A 12,965-nucleotide genomic window follows, 5' to 3' on the forward strand; every position below is an offset into this window, starting at 1 on the left:
ACTCGAAGGGGAGACGGCACGTGCCTCAGGACGCTTACGACTACGACGTCATCGTCGTGGGTTCCGGCTTCGGCGGCTCGGTGACCGCCCTGCGCCTCACAGAGAAGGGCTACCGGGTGGGCGTACTCGAAGCCGGTCGCCGCTTCACCCGTGAGTCCCTCCCGAAGAACTCCTGGGACCTGAAGAACTACCTGTGGGCGCCGAAGCTGGGCATGTACGGCATCCAGCGCATCCATCTGCTCGGCAACGTCATGGTCCTGGCGGGCGCGGGCGTGGGCGGCGGCTCCCTGAACTACGCCAACACCCTCTACGTCCCGCCGAAGCCGTTCTTCGAGGATCCGCAGTGGCGCGGCATCACCGACTGGCAGGACGAGCTGGCGCCGTACTACGACCAGGCCCGGCGCATGCTGGGCGTGCGGCTCAACCCGACCATGACCCCCTCCGACGTGCACCTGAAGGCCGCCGCGGAGCGCATGGGCTGCGGCGACTCCTTCCACATGGCCCCGGTCGGCGTCTTCTTCGGCGACGGCGAGGACGCCGACGGCTCGGCGAAGGCGAAGCCGGGCCAGGAGGTGCCCGACCCGTACTTCGGCGGCGTGGGCCCGTCCCGCAAGGCCTGCGCGGAGTGCGGCGAGTGCATGACCGGCTGCCGCCACGGCGCCAAGAACACCCTCAACGAGAACTACCTGCACCTCGCCGAGAAGGCCGGCGCGGTCGTCCACCCCATGACCACGGTCGTGTCGGTCACCGACGACTCGCGCGGCGGCTACGCGGTCGCCACCCTGCCGACCGACCGCGGCCGCAAGGCGAAGGGCCGCACCTACACCGCCCGCAAGGTCGTCCTCGCCGCCGGCACCTACGGCACCCAGACCCTGCTGCACCGCATGAAGTCGGGCGGCCAACTGCCCTACCTCTCGGACCGGCTGGGCGAACTGACCCGCACCAATTCCGAGGCACTGGTCGGCGCCCAGACCGACGACCGGCGCTACCGCAAGGCGCACGGCGCGCCGAAGGCCGACTTCACGCGAGGCGTGGCCATCACGTCCTCCATCCACCCCGACGCCAGCACCCACATCGAGCCGGTCCGCTACGGCAGGGGCTCCAACTCGATGGGCGGCCTGTCCATCCTCCAGGTCCCCTATGCCGGGACGGACTCGGGCACCTCGCGGGTCCTGGGCTTCCTCGCGAACGCGGCGAGGCACCCCTTGCTGGTGCTGCGTTCCCTGTCCAACCGCCGCTGGTCGGAGCGGACCATCATCGGCCTGGTGATGCAGTCGCTGGACAACTCCCTGACGACGTACCTGAAGCCGTCGGGCATCGGCCGCGGCCTGCTCACCGCCCGGCAGGGCCACGGCGCCCCCAATCCCAAGCAGATCAAGGCCGCGACGGAGGGCGCCTCGGCACTGGCCGCCGAGATCAACGGTTTCGCCGGCTCCAACGTCGGCGAACTGATGGGCACCCCACTCACCGCCCACTTCCTCGGCGGCTGCCCCATCGGCGACTCCCGCGACTCCGGCGTGATCGACCCGTACCACCGCCTCTACGGCCACCCGGGCATCTCCGTCGTCGACGGCGCCGCGGTCTCCGCCAACCTGGGCGTCAACCCGTCCCTCACCATCACCGCCCAGGCCGAACGGGCGATGTCGTACTGGCCCAACAAGGGCGAGCCCGACCAGCGTCCCGACCAGGGCACGGCCTATGTGCGGCTCCAGCCGGTCGAGCCGAAGTCCCCGGCCGTCCCGGCGGAGGCGTTCGGCGCGCTGCGGCTGCCGTTCCTCGGCATGCCGGCCGTACCGCCGAAGAAGTAGACGGGACCCTCACCAGGAAGACGACACAGAAGAGGGACCTGCGCCCCCCTCCGAGCGCAGGTCCCTCTTCTGCTGGTGCAACGGCCTGTCGGCCGCTACGGCTTACGCCTGCACGCCGGCCTTGCGGCGACGGACGACGAAGATCGCACCGGCACCGGCGACGACCGCGGCGCCGCCGACCAGGCTGATCATCGGCAGGGCGGAGCTGGAGCCGGTCTCGGCGAGGCTGCCGGTCACCTCCGGCGTGTCACCGCTCGGCTTCTCGTCGGTGACGGGCGCCTTGCCGCCTTCCTGGGGCTTGGTGCCGTCGGTGTCCGTACCGGCGGAGACGATCTGGAACTTGTACGACACGTCGCCGAAGCCCGTGCACTCGGCGTCGTTGTCGCCGTAGATCGTCGCGCCGAGCGAGAAGCCGGCGCCGACGGGGGCGGACTTGCTCACGTTGAGGCGCAGCGGGATGTCGACCTCGTAGTCGGGCTTCAGCTCGTCGGTGTAGCCGACGTAACCGACCGCGTAGCCGCCCTCGTTGAGGTCGACCCAGGTCTTGTCCTGCGGGTCCCAGGCCTGGAGCTGGACCTGCTTGCTGGTGAACAGCTCCTCACCGTTCTTGTCGGGGGAGGCCCCGGCGAAGAAGTCGAGGTCGTTCAGGGTGGAGTCGGAGTTGTTGAGCACGTTCAGCGAGAACTTGTGCCAGCCGCTGCCCGCCGCGATCTTGCCGGGCAGACCGGTGATGCCGACGTCGACCTTGGTGTCCTCGCAGACCGAGGGCTCGGGGTCGGGGGACTCCGACTCCTCCGGCTCGGAGGCGCTCGGCGACGGGGAGGAGGACTCGCTCGCGGACGCGCTCGGCGAGCTGGACGTCTCGGGAGCGGACTCGCTCGCGGACGTGCTCGGAGCCGGCGTGTTGCTCGCGGCGGGCGTGGACTCGGAAGCGGAAGGCGAAGCCGACGTCTCCGGAGCGGACTCGCTCACGGACGCGCTCGGCGTAGGCGTGGTTTCTTCGGTCGCGTACGCGGCCGGTGCCGCGAGCAGTGCCACCGGGGCTATGACCGCCGTTGCGGCCGCTGCTGCCATGGCGCGGCGAAGCTTCATGAAGACCTCGGAGAGTCCGGCGTACCGCGGGATGCGGCACGAACGTTGGGGGAGGCCTCCGCGTGTGGGGCGCGGGAGTGGCCCTTGGTTCGGCAGGTTTGATCCGTGAAACCTGTGAATGGTTGTGCTGCCATTCACAGAATTTTTATGTGTGCTGGGTCACATCCAAGACCTTCTTGTGAAGGCGCTTGCCACGCGCTTAGATCTTGGGTTCGTGTCTGACAAACCGTCCGACGATTCATCGTCGGCCTCCGGGCTCCCCGACGACGTCTGGGAGCAGTTCATCCGCGACACCGAGCGGGACATCCGCTCCTCCGCCCCGAAGGAGCCGTCCGCGCGGGCCCGCATGGTGACCGAGCGGCTGCGTGACCAGGACGCCCGGGGCGAGCAGCCGCCCGGGTGGCGTACCGGCCCGGCGGGGCAGGGGGCGAACCGCCGGGCGGCCCGGCGCCGCAAGGTGTGGGCGGTGCTCGGTGTGACCGTCGCGGCGGCCCTGGTGGTGGTCGCACTGAAGCCGTCGCTGCTGCCCGGCGACCCCTTCGGCAACGGGTCGCAGGCGGCCGAGGCCTCACCGCTGCCCGACGAGACGGCGAAGCCCACCGCCGCGCCCGGCGCGTCGGACCCGGAAACCCCCACCCTGGACCGGCCGTTCGCCGGCTCCCCGGCTCTGCGCTGGGCCGACGGCGAGGACGGCATCGTCCTGCCGGAGGCGAAGGCCGTCGGCGCGGTCTCCGCCGACCGGGTGGAAGAGGCCCTGAAGCTGACGAAGAAACTGCTGGTGGGCGCCAACCTCGACCCGAAGACCGTACGCGGGGCGCGCCCCGCCGCCGCCCTTTCCGTGCTGGACCCCAAGCAGCCCGAACTCCTCGACGACCTCGACACCGGGCTGGGTTCCCCCAGCAGGGAGCACGACCCGGTGACGCTGTTCAGCCGCTTCGACCCCGACGAGGTGCGGCCGGCCGGCGACGTGATCAAGACCCGCGGACGCATGACGTTCAAGAAGGGGACGCAGGGGGGCGTCGCGGTGCGCGCCGACTACACCTTCGTCTACCCCGTCGTGCGCGCGGACGGGCCTCCCGAGGTCGCCCGCACCATCGTGCGCAGGGTCCTCGACGTCGAACTCGCCGACCCCGCCCGGTACAAGGTCACCCCGGGCCGGCTGCTGCTGGTCGAGTACGACCAGGAGATAGGCAACTCCGCCTGTGACGTCTACGACGGATACCTGCATCCGGGGTTCCCGTCGAGCCGGTCCGAGGGCCCGGACCCGAGCGGCCCGGCGACGGACCCGTACGACCGGAGCAAGGAACTCGACCACGGTGACGGCGGCAACTGCGGGACGGTGACCCGCACCTGACCCGACGGTGCCTCGCGCCTGGCCGGACGGTGCCTCGCGCCTGACCGAACGGGTGCCTCGTGGCTGGCCCGAGGCGGACGGTGACCGGCATCCGGGTGGAGCGAAGGGCCCCGCGGGGTGGAGCCGCGGGGCCCTTCCTCTCGTCAGCACCGACGTCAGGGCAGCGCCGGTGCTCGGAAGCGGCGCCGGGGGGTTGCGCCGCTGGTCTGTACCTCTGGCAATACGGCAGTGCGGGTGTCCGCCGGGGACTTGGACTGAGTACGCATCGTGCTGGATGAACGCGGCGCCCGCAACCGTTTGACCCAGACTTGTGCATTTATGCAGGGTCCGCCGGTCGGCCCCGGGCGTCCCCGGAGCCGACCGTTCTCTTGGTGACCGGGCTGCTGTCCCCTGCCGTCCGGCCACTTCCCTGGAGCGAGGTCCCACGACGCACGGCACGATCCGTGCGTCTCATCGCCCCAGTGAGCCACGCGTGGTTCTTTCGGGCCCGCCCCTGGCTGGCACGGACACCGGGACCAACGAGGCGGGGCGGGGGCGGTCACGCGCCGGACGGGTGAGAGCGATGCGTACGTCTGTCCCGGGAACAGGAAGCCGGACCCGCAGGCCTCGGATCCAGTGGCTTCAGATCTTGCCGCGGCACAGCTCCAGCAGGGTCATCGCGAGCGCGGTCCCCGGCTTGCCCAGTGCCTCCCTGTAGTGGCCGAGGACGTCCATCTCGCGGGAGAGGTTCACGCGCCGTCCGCCGGAGGCGATCCGCGCCTCCTGGATGACGGCGGAGACGGCCACCCGTTCCTGGATCAGGCCGATGATCCGATCGTCGAGCGCGTCGATCCGCTCGCGCGCGCCGGTGATCACGTCGGCGGCCTCGGCAGTGCGGGCGCCGGTCACGTCGATGGCGGTCATAGGGGGCTCCTCGTCGTCGGGGGCCGCCCCGGGGCGACACGGCCCGGACGACGACAGACGCCCCGGGCCTTGTCGGCCCGGGGCGCCTGGGAAGTCGCTTGTCAGTTGCTCAAGCAGCACGACCATGGCGTCCGGCGGGCCGGATGCCATAGGTAAAGACGAACGTCTGCTGCTGGAACATGGGGGCAAGTATGCACCCCGGCCCGGGGCCTTCCAAGCCGGTTCGCATCCTGAGACGGGGCGGTCGTCCGGCTCACGGAAGGAGCCCGGCGGCCCCCCGGTAGAATCGGGTGGCACAAGACCCCCGCCCCACCGCCGGAAGGCACCCCGTGTCATCAGCGACTCCCGCTGCCAACGCCGCCGACACCGTCCTGGTCGTCGATTTCGGCGCGCAGTACGCCCAGCTCATCGCCCGTCGTGTCCGCGAGGCGCGGGTCTACAGCGAGATCGTGCCGAGCACCATGCCGGTCCAGGAGATGCTCGCCAAGAACCCCGCGGCGATCATCCTCTCCGGCGGTCCCTCGTCGGTCTACGCGGAGGGCGCGCCCAGCCTGGACCGCGAGATCTTCGAGGCCGGCGTCCCCGTCTTCGGCATGTGCTACGGCTTCCAGCTGATGGCGAGCGCCCTCGGCGGCACCGTCGACAACACCGGCGCCCGCGAGTACGGCCGCACCGACCTGCACGTCTCCAAGGTCTCCTCCACTCTCTTCGAGGGCACCCCCGCCGAGCAGTCCGTCTGGATGTCGCACGGCGACGCCTGCTCCGCCGCCCCCGAGGGCTTCACCGTCACGGCCTCCACGGACGTCGTACCGGTCGCCGCCTTCGAGAACGACGAGAAGAAGCTGTACGGCGTCCAGTACCACCCCGAGGTGATGCACTCCACGCACGGGCAGCAGGTGCTGGAGCACTTCCTCTACCGGGGCGCGGGGCTCACGCCGAACTGGACGACCGGCAACGTCATCGAGGAGCAGGTCGCCGCCATCCGCGAGCAGGTCGGCGACCGGCGCGCCATCTGCGGCCTGTCCGGCGGCGTGGACTCCGCGGTCGCCGCGGCCCTCGTGCAGAAGGCCATCGGCTCCCAGCTGACCTGCGTGTACGTCGACCACGGCCTGATGCGCAAGGGCGAGACCGAGCAGGTCGAGAAGGACTTCGTGGCAGCGACCGGCGTGCAGCTGAAGGTCGTGGACGCCGAGGAACGGTTCCTCAAGGCGCTCGCAGGGGTCTCCGACCCCGAGCAGAAGCGGAAGATCATCGGCCGCGAGTTCATCCGCGTCTTCGAGCAGGCGCAGCTGGAGATCCTCCAGGAGGAGGGTCCCGAGGTCGCCTTCCTCGTGCAGGGCACCCTCTACCCGGACATCGTCGAGTCCGGCGGCGGCACCGGCACCGCCAACATCAAGTCCCACCACAACGTGGGCGGCCTCCCCGACGACATCGAGTTCGAACTCGTCGAGCCGCTGCGCCAGCTGTTCAAGGACGAGGTCCGCATGGTCGGCCAGGAGCTCGGCCTGCCGGAGGAGATCGTCCAGCGCCAGCCGTTCCCCGGCCCCGGCCTCGGTATCCGCATCGTCGGCGAGGTCACCAAGGAGCGCCTGGACCTGCTGCGCGAGGCCGACGCCATCGCCCGCGAGGAGCTCACGGCGGCCGGCCTCGACCGCGACATCTGGCAGTGCCCGGTGGTCCTGCTCGCCGACGTCCGCAGCGTCGGCGTCCAGGGCGACGGCCGCACCTACGGCCACCCCATCGTCCTGCGCCCCGTCTCGTCCGAGGACGCCATGACGGCCGACTGGTCGCGCCTGCCGTACGAGGTCCTCGCCCGGATCTCCACGCGCATCACCAACGAGGTCAAGGACGTCAACCGCGTGGTCCTCGACGTGACCTCGAAGCCGCCGGGCACGATCGAGTGGGAGTGATCTCCCGATCGGGTGGGAGTGATCTCCTGTCCGGGTGGAAGTGATCTCCCGGTCGGCCCCTAGGTGCGCTTGATCGTGCGCAGGGGAGCGCCGGGCGCCCAGACCTGGACGACGAGGTATGTGTCGTCCTCGACGCAGGTCCGCACGACCTCCGTCAGCTCGGCCCGGAAGAGGTGGAACGGCTCCGGCGGTTCCACCTCTTCGACGTATCCGGCCTTGGTCTCCATGTCGTCGACCTCGATCGCCCGGCCGCTGATCCGCACGTCGCCGCCGCCCATGCCGGTGCCCGCTCCGGGGTTCGCCTGGAGCGCGAAGCGCGGGTCGCGGCGCAGGTCGAGGGCCTTGAGCGAGTCGGGCATCATGCCGAGCCACAGTTCGCCGCTCAGGAACCGCACCTCCAAGCCGCTGGTGCGGGGCGAGCCGTCCTTGCGGAGGGTGGCGAGGATGTGATGCGTGAAGGCACCGAAACGCTTCTCCACGGTGCCGGCCAGATCCGGTTCGGCCGCGGCGAAAGCCGCCCAGTTCGCTGTCATGGGAAGAGTGTCGCGCCGAATTCCGACATCTTCTGTCGGCTATTCGTGGGGTGCGGGAGCCAGGGGGCACTCGCAGGGGCACAGGGTGCTCGCAGGGGCGCTCGTGGCATCTTCACGAACCGCTCCTGTTCTTCCCGGCCTCACGGACGGTAATTTCCGCCCGTAAGCAGAACCAGTGCTGGAGGACCTATGCACGGGCCCACGCCGCCCCTGCCGCTGCCCACCGACCGGCTGCGATTCGCCATGCCGCCGATGCACGAGTCGGTCGAGGACGAGCGCCGGCACCGCAAGGAACGGCTCGCCGGTGCCCTGAGGATCTTCGGGCGGCTCGGCTACGAGGACGGTGTCTCCGGGCACATCACCGCCCGCGATCCGGAATTCACCGACTGCTTCTGGGTCAACCCGTTCGGGATGCCCTTCCGGCACGTCACCGTGAGCGACCTGGTCCTCGCCAACCAGGACGGCCAGGTCGTCGAGGGCGCCTACCACGTCAACCAGGCCGCCTTCACCGTGCACGCCCAGGTGCACGCCGCCCGGCCGGACGTGGTCGCCGTCGCCCACTGCCACTCGGTGCACGGCAGGGCGCTCGCGGCCCTCGGCGAACTGCTGGAGCCGATCACCCAGGAGAGCTGCGCCTTCTACGAGGACCACGCCCTCTACGACACGTACACCGGCGTCGCCGTCGACGCCGAGGAGGGGCGGCGCATCGCGGAGGTGCTCGGCTCCCGCAAGGCGCTCGTGCTGCGCAACCACGGGCTGCTGACCGTCGGCGACTCGGTGGACGCGGCGGCCTGGTGGTTCGTGTCGATGGAGCGCTCCTGCCAGGTGCAGCTGACGGCGCACGCGGCCGGGCGGCCGGTCCGGATCGAGCACCGGATGGCGGTGGCGACGCGGGAGCAGCTGGGCGGCGACCTGGTGGCGTGGATCAACTACCAGCCGATGTGGGAGGACGTCAGCCGGAGCGAGCCGGGGCTGCTCGGCTAGGCCGTCGGGCCGGGTCCCAGTGTCTGCCCGAACAGCGGCACGGCGCGGTTCGGGCAGGGTGTGATCCGGATGGTGTCGCCGTCGAAGGCCCAGCTCCCGTCACGCTGGATGATCTCGGCCATAGGGGAATTCTCCCGGCCGGGTCAACAGGGCGCGCCGAAGTTCACCCGTGTTGACCAGTCCATGCGGACGCGAACCGGGTGATGTAGGGCACAATTCGCTGTCGTCGCAGGGGAGTTGCACAGCGGTGTTTCCGGGGTCCGGAAGGCCGGCGGTGGTTGGGTCGCGGGAAGGCGGGCGTCGGGCGTGGCGATGCAGGAGACGGGGCAGGGCGGCGCGGACCCGGGCGGGTACGTGGCCGCGCGTGCGGGTGTCCGCGTGGAGGGGCACGCGAGCGGCTACGCCGGCATGTCCACCGGTGGACACGGCATGTACGCCGGAGGACACCCGGGCGGATCCGGGGGTGATCACGAGGGCGGGTGTGCCTGCGGGGACTGCCCGCACGGGGCGCGTGAAGGGCACCGGCGGGCCGTCGCCGCCTTTCTGCGCCGCCGGGACGAGTTCGCCGCCGGGCGCGGACTGCCGGCCGCCTTGGCCCACTCCGACTTCGCCTCCCGCCAGTGGGTCTCCGAAGAACTGGCGCAGTCCGCCGAGGAGGTCGCCGAGCGAGGCCGCGCCGAGGGGCAGGCCTGGCTGACGGGCCTGTGGCGGCGCACCGCTGCCGTGGTCTGGGCGGCCGTCGTGCTGTTGCTGCTCGGACAGGCCCTCACGGCGGTCGGCGCCGGCTGGTCGGCGGCGCGTTCGGCCGGACTGGCCGCGGCGCTGGTGACGGCCCTGGCGCTGACCGCCGCGTCCTGGTTCCACCGGGCGAGGGGCGGGGTGCTGGCGCCTGTGATCGGTGAGGACAACCGGCTGTCCACGTCCCGTACGGTCGCCGCGGCCTGGGTGCTCTTCGTGGTGTACTCGGTGCTCGTCCTCGCGTGGCGGCTGGCCTCTGCCCCCGGACAGCGGGAGCGGGACGCGCTGATCTCAGGGCTGGGCCTCGCCCGGGGCGCCGGCATCGTGACCGTGCTCGCCGTGCTGTGCGGGATCGCCGTGCTCGTGCGGCGGGTGGTCGGACTGCGGGTGCGGGGCCAACGGCTGCAGAAGGTGCGCGCCGACCGGCCACGGGCCGCGGACCTGCTGACCGACGACGCGGGACGGGGCACCTTCGCCGACATCCAGTACGTCGTGATCAGCGGTGTCGCCCTGGTCTTCGCGGCGGTGCGGCTCGCCGGGCACCCGGAGCAACTGCCGGATCTGCCCTGGGGACTGGCGGTGGTGGTGCTGGTGTCGGGCGCCACGTATCTGGCGGGAAAGTACGCCGAGGGCGGCCGGCCGGTCATCCTCTCCGTGGTCCGGGCCCGGGAGGCGGGTGACCTGGACGGGCCGATCCGCACCGGCGACGACATCGAGATCCGCGGTGCGGGGTTCGTGCCGCCGGGGGCGCAGGGGGCCGACCGGCTGTCCCGGATGGTGGTGCGCGTGGGCGCGGTGCACGTCCACGTGCCGCTGGTGCCGGTGCCCGGCGGGTTCCGCAACCCCACGGACACGCTGCTGACCGTGCCGGTACCGGCCGACGTGGAACCGGGCAGGGTGGAGGTGCAGGTCGTCACCGCCGCGGGGGCCGAGACGAATCGGTACGCGGTCGACGTGACGGAGTGAGGGGCGGCGACCCTGAAGGCGCCATCCCCCGGGTGCACCCTGTTGGGCCATCCCACGAGGTCCACCCTGCTGGACCATCCACGGGGTGCATCTTGCTGGGCCATCCCGCGGGGTGCACCCTGTTGGGCCACCCCGTCGGGCCACCCTGCGGGAGTCGGCGACCCCGGTGGGCTCCCGGCGGGACGCTCCGCGTCGCCGGAAGGCCGACCCGAGCCGTTCGCGCAGGATTGAGCGCGGTCCGTTCGGCATACGTATCGTCTGTTGAGGGGGTCTCGGCACCGGCGGGCGAGAGGCGGCTAGCAGCGATGACTCACGGTATGCGAACGGACACACACGCCCCCCATTTCGGCGACGGGGGAGGCCTGCGCGACAGCGCAGCCCGCTACGCCCTCCTGCCTCTGCGCATCTTCCTCGGCGTCACCTTCATCTACGCCGGCCTGGACAAACTCACCGACAGCGCCTTCATGAAGGCCTCCGGTTCCGGGTCGATCGGCGACATGATGCGTGCCGTACGCGACTCCTCCGCCATTCCCGCCCTGGTCGACCTCTCCCTCAAGAGCCCCGTCGGGTTCGGCTACGCCATCGCCTTCGGGGAACTCGCCGTCGGCATCGGCACCCTGCTCGGTCTGCTCGCCCGTCTGGCCGCACTCGGAGGCGCGCTGATCTCCCTCAGCCTGTGGCTGACCGTGAGCTGGTCCTCCGACCCGTACTACTACGGCAACGACCTCGCCTACCTCATGGCCTGGACCCCCCTGATCCTCGCGGGCGCGCCCCTGCTGTCCGTCGACTCCGCGCTACGGTCGCGACGACGGCAGCGAACCGGCGGGTACCGCTAGCGGAGGCCGTACCGGCGACGGACTGACACCCGCCGTACCGGCGTCAGCCCGCGTCCGCGCCCATACGGCCGTCCCGGCGGCGCCGACGCACCATGCCCGTCAGGAGCGCCGCCGCGCCCGCCAGGCACAGCCCGCCCGTGACGAGGGGGATCGCGACGAACCACGGGGTGTGCCAGGCGCCGCCCGCGTCACCGGCGTAGAGGACACCCGCCAGCACGAGGACGGTGCCGGCGACCAGCTTCCCGGGCTGGAGTTCATGACGCAGCACGGCTGACCTCCGCCTGTCCCACGCCGACCTGGAGGTCCAGGTCGATGGTTCCGGACTTCTCGACGCCCCGGGCGGGGGAGAGGGTGATCTGCTTGTGCCGTCCCGGCTGCACGTCCACGTCCTTCGGGTCGTCGCCCGGCAGCCGGAGATCGCCGACGCCCACCTCGACGTCCAGGCGCACGGTCACGTCTTCGGGCACCAGCACCCTCACCTTGCCCATGCCGATCTCCGCCCGTGTCGTGACCGTCTGCTTCCCGGACACGTCCAGTCTGCTCAGGTCCAGGGTGCCGACGCCGGTGCCCAGGTCGTACTGCCGCCGTACGTCCGCCACGGTGGCGGGCTGCCAGGTGGTGCGCGCCCAGTGCGTGTCGATCTCCTTCGGCAGAGCCGCCGCGCCGACCAGCAGGCCGGCCGTGATGATCGCCAGGAATATGGATCCCGCCCCGGTCCGGCCCAGGAAGGCGCTGACGGCTATGCCCAGGCCCAGAACGGCGAGCGCACAGGACAGGCCCGTCTGCAGGCTGGTCCCGAGCGGGTGCCCGTCCCAGGTGAGGCTCGTGCCCAGAGCGCCGGCGAGCAGCGCCAGCAGGAAGACCCAGCCGCCGATCCAGCGGGGGCCGCGCGGACGGGGCGGCCGGGTGCGCTGGGCGGGTATGTCCTCGCCGGTGCCCGGGCGGGTACCGGGCCGGGTGCCGAGGCCGATGTTGACGGCCGCGGCGATGTCCAGATCGCGGGTGTCGCGCGGGCCCCACAGGTAGCCCGTGCCGCCGATGTGGGTGCCGTCCTTGACGATCGGGTCGCGCCACCAGGACGGGGTGGTGAGGAAGACGGGCGGCGCCTGGGGCTCCGGCGGCGCGTCGGCGGCGGCCTGGGCGGCCAGCGGATCGGGGCTGGGGGCGCCGCGCTGGCGTGACCAGTAACCGGCGCCCGCGAGGACCAGGGAGAGGACGACGGCGAAGGTCAGCACCCCGCCGTTGTTCAGCATGGTCAGGAAGACGCCGCAGCCGACCAGCGCGAACAGCACGGCCACCAGGGCCTGGCCGTCGACCCGGCCGGTGAGCAGCTTGCGGACCTCGTTCTCGTCCTCGTCGTCGTAGGGGACGAAGAGCCAGGCGAAGCCGTAGAAGAGCAGGCCGATGCCGCCGGTTGCGGAGAGCACGGCGAGCGTGATGCGGAAGATCACCGGGTCCATGTCGCACTGCCGGCCGAGTCCGGCGCAGACGCCGGCCAGGGTCTTGTGGCGGCGGTCGCGACGGAACGCGTGCGGCGGCCCGGGCGGCACGGCCTCCTCGCCGGGGGTGGCCGTACCGGGTGCTCCTCCCTGTTCTCCCGCGTCCGCGCGCCCGGGCGCGGGCCCCGCGGCGGGCGCGGCATCCTGCGGCCCGGCACCCTGGGGGCGCGGGCCGGAGCCGGGTCCCGGACCCGTCGCGGCGTGCTCGTGATCGGTCATGGGTCCATGGTGACGGGCGCGGCGCCCCGGCGGGAGTCGGAACGACCCTGGCCGGACCCTGATATCGGCCCTGAGAAGCGGCTCGGGAAGCGTTCGAGGGGCGGACCGCGGAGATCAGGGGAG

Annotated in this window: 11 protein-coding genes and 1 pseudogene; 6 read left to right on the top strand and 6 right to left on the bottom strand. The window is 71.7% G+C overall.

The features are described from left to right. Positions 1-20 precede the first annotated feature (20 nt). Positions 21-1,808, top strand: a complete 1,788-nt coding sequence (locus ACIQU3_RS01690; protein ID WP_403922995.1) for a GMC family oxidoreductase N-terminal domain-containing protein — start codon at positions 21-23, stop codon at positions 1,806-1,808. Positions 1,809-1,910: 102 nt separating this feature from the next. Here ACIQU3_RS01690 and ACIQU3_RS01695 read toward each other — a convergent pair whose 3' ends face one another. After that, positions 1,911-2,900 (bottom strand): LAETG motif-containing sortase-dependent surface protein, encoded by a 990-nt coding sequence (locus ACIQU3_RS01695; protein ID WP_403724514.1) that lies wholly within the window; start codon positions 2,898-2,900, stop codon positions 1,911-1,913. A 214-nt stretch (positions 2,901-3,114) separates the two neighbouring features. On the opposite strand from ACIQU3_RS01695, the gene ACIQU3_RS01700 reads away from it, so the two are divergent. Next, the gene (locus ACIQU3_RS01700) at positions 3,115-4,254 is read left to right on the top strand and encodes a hypothetical protein (RefSeq protein WP_403922997.1); all 1,140 of its coding nucleotides are present in this window, start codon (positions 3,115-3,117) and stop codon (positions 4,252-4,254) included. Between the two features lie 621 nt (positions 4,255-4,875). On the opposite strand, the gene ACIQU3_RS01705 is transcribed toward ACIQU3_RS01700, so the two are convergent. Further along, positions 4,876-5,493, bottom strand: coding sequence for a chorismate mutase (locus ACIQU3_RS01705; RefSeq protein WP_403724520.1), 618 nt, complete (start codon positions 5,491-5,493; stop codon positions 4,876-4,878). Here ACIQU3_RS01705 and guaA point away from each other — a divergent pair. Then, positions 5,487-7,067 (top strand): glutamine-hydrolyzing GMP synthase, encoded by a 1,581-nt coding sequence (gene guaA, locus ACIQU3_RS01710; RefSeq protein ID WP_403724523.1) that lies wholly within the window; start codon positions 5,487-5,489, stop codon positions 7,065-7,067. The two genes, ACIQU3_RS01705 and guaA, sit on opposite strands and share 7 nt — an antisense overlap. Before the next feature lie 59 nt (positions 7,068-7,126). On the opposite strand, the gene ACIQU3_RS01715 is transcribed toward guaA, so the two are convergent. Then, entirely contained in the window at positions 7,127-7,600 is a 474-nt protein-coding gene (locus ACIQU3_RS01715; protein ID WP_403724527.1) for a pyridoxamine 5'-phosphate oxidase family protein, read from the bottom strand. A gap of 189 nt (positions 7,601-7,789) precedes the next feature. On the opposite strand from ACIQU3_RS01715, the gene ACIQU3_RS01720 reads away from it, so the two are divergent. Further along, a complete protein-coding gene (locus tag ACIQU3_RS01720; RefSeq protein ID WP_403724530.1) occupies positions 7,790-8,584 on the top strand; it encodes a class II aldolase/adducin family protein in 795 nt (264 codons plus the stop codon). 14 nt (positions 8,585-8,598) lie between these two features. Here the strand turns inward: ACIQU3_RS01720 and ACIQU3_RS01725 are convergent. Then, positions 8,599-8,706, bottom strand: a pseudogene (locus tag ACIQU3_RS01725) (Tat pathway signal sequence domain protein); the annotation flags it as partial. 307 nt (positions 8,707-9,013) lie between these two features. Between ACIQU3_RS01725 and ACIQU3_RS01730 the strand changes: the two are divergent. Both ACIQU3_RS01730 and ACIQU3_RS01735 read left to right on the top strand, forming a co-directional pair. Next, positions 9,014-10,288 carry a hypothetical protein gene (locus tag ACIQU3_RS01730; RefSeq protein WP_403923209.1) on the top strand — a complete coding sequence of 425 codons (1,275 nt, stop codon included), beginning with the start codon at positions 9,014-9,016 and terminating at the stop codon, positions 10,286-10,288. 305 nt (positions 10,289-10,593) lie between these two features. Then, positions 10,594-11,124 (top strand): DoxX family membrane protein, encoded by a 531-nt coding sequence (locus ACIQU3_RS01735; protein ID WP_403724532.1) that lies wholly within the window; start codon positions 10,594-10,596, stop codon positions 11,122-11,124. A 43-nt stretch (positions 11,125-11,167) separates the two neighbouring features. Here the strand turns inward: ACIQU3_RS01735 and ACIQU3_RS01740 are convergent, their stop codons facing one another. Both ACIQU3_RS01740 and ACIQU3_RS01745 read right to left on the bottom strand, forming a co-directional pair. Further along, a complete protein-coding gene (locus tag ACIQU3_RS01740) occupies positions 11,168-11,392 on the bottom strand; it encodes a hypothetical protein (RefSeq protein ID WP_403922999.1) in 225 nt (74 codons plus the stop codon). Then, entirely contained in the window at positions 11,379-12,842 is a 1,464-nt protein-coding gene (locus tag ACIQU3_RS01745; protein WP_403724537.1) for a PspC domain-containing protein, read from the bottom strand. The genes ACIQU3_RS01740 and ACIQU3_RS01745 overlap by 14 nt, the downstream gene beginning before the upstream one ends. Positions 12,843-12,965: the final 123 nt, after the last annotated feature.

It is taken from the genome of Streptomyces sp. NPDC101110, from assembly GCF_044759525.1.
Taxonomy (GTDB): Bacteria; Actinomycetota; Actinomycetes; order Streptomycetales; family Streptomycetaceae; genus Streptomyces.